Consider the following 1,341-nt stretch of genomic DNA (forward strand, 5'->3'; position numbering starts at 1 on the left):
ATCCGTATGCGGGGCGTGACCGCGATGGAAAGCCGTGTCGAAACAAGCGACCTGCGGCACATCCGGATTGATCTCCATCGCGAGCCGTATCGGCGCCAGGTTGTTTGGCTGATGCAGCGGCGCAAGCTCCTGGAAAGTGGCGAGCGTGTCCAGGATGTCGTGGTCGATCAGGATCGGTTTTGCGTAGTCCGGACCGCCATGGACAACGCGATGGCCGATGGCGCGGAGCGTGAAACCCTCGAGAGTCCGCAGCCAGGCGCGGGTTTCAGCAATTGCCGCCGGCAGGTGGTCGACCACGTCTGGCGTATATCGGCGATCAACCAGGACCGTTCCGTCGGCGGCGCTCGCCACGAGACGAGGTCGTACGCCGATGCCATCGATCTGGCCCCGGATGCAGCGTTTGGGGCCGGTGTCTGCGATCTCGAAGATCTGAAATTTCAGGCTCGACGAGCCTGCATTGATGACAAGAATTGCGTCCATAGCTCAGGCCCCCACTTCTATTTTACGCCGACGGGCGGCGGCGTGGAGCGTCGTGAGTGAGCCCGATGCCAGTCGACTCCGCACGGAATCCCGAATGCAAGGTTCGCACGATTCCCGCGGCGTCGGCATGCCTCAAGATTCGGCCCACCAGCATTTGTGCCCGGCCTGCCACGGGGTAGCATTCTGCGCCATATCGCGTTTGACATCAGGCCGGGAAGAGGTTGAACGACCGGGTCGGTGATGAAGAGCGTGAACAGGGCCATTGATCGTTGATCAGGCTTCTCATCTTACTGGCTGNCGGGTCGGTGATGAAGAGCGTGAACAGGGCCATTGATCGTTGATCAGGCTTCTCATCTTACTGGCTGCTTTTTGTCACCGCGCATGTAAGTGGCCTCCCGGATGATTAGCTAAAGTAACTAATTTAGAATTTACAGCAACACCATTACTATAACAAGTCGAGTGCGCCCAGAGTCCATCAAGATGCAGGTCGAGCTAGGCAAGAAATCGTTGAGCAGAGGAGTTGGAAGCTACGAACTGCTACACGAACTACAAATTGCGGTCGGGGCACTCCAAACTCATGAGGCGCGTTGCCGAGGTCGTTGGCTATTCGAGTCAGAATCGAACGGCTTTTGAAAGAGTCGAAGGGTGTCCACATAGAGCTTGTGCCAAAGGCCGGCCGCTTTTGCGCGAAGTGCTCCCGTACGATGCGGAGCCGGTCTTTTATATTTGCTGAGGTCGCAGTAACGCTTCGGGTTTCAATCAATCCTCGCTATAATGAGGGTACATGCACTTATCTTCTGCCCCATTTAGGGCTGCTCAGAAGGAGAGAGCTTGATGGCACGCATCACATTAAGACAGTTG

The 1,341-nt window shown here is 56.8% G+C and carries 1 pseudogene; it reads right to left on the minus strand.

Annotation, left to right across the window (positions count from 1 at the left end):
• Positions 1-480 (minus strand): annotated as a pseudogene (locus BN1800_RS39570) (acetate/propionate family kinase); the annotation flags it as partial.
• Between the last annotated feature and the right edge of the window lie 861 nt (positions 481-1,341).

It is taken from the genome of Rhizobium sullae (assembly GCF_900169785.1).
GTDB lineage: Bacteria > Pseudomonadota > Alphaproteobacteria > Rhizobiales > Rhizobiaceae > Rhizobium > Rhizobium sullae.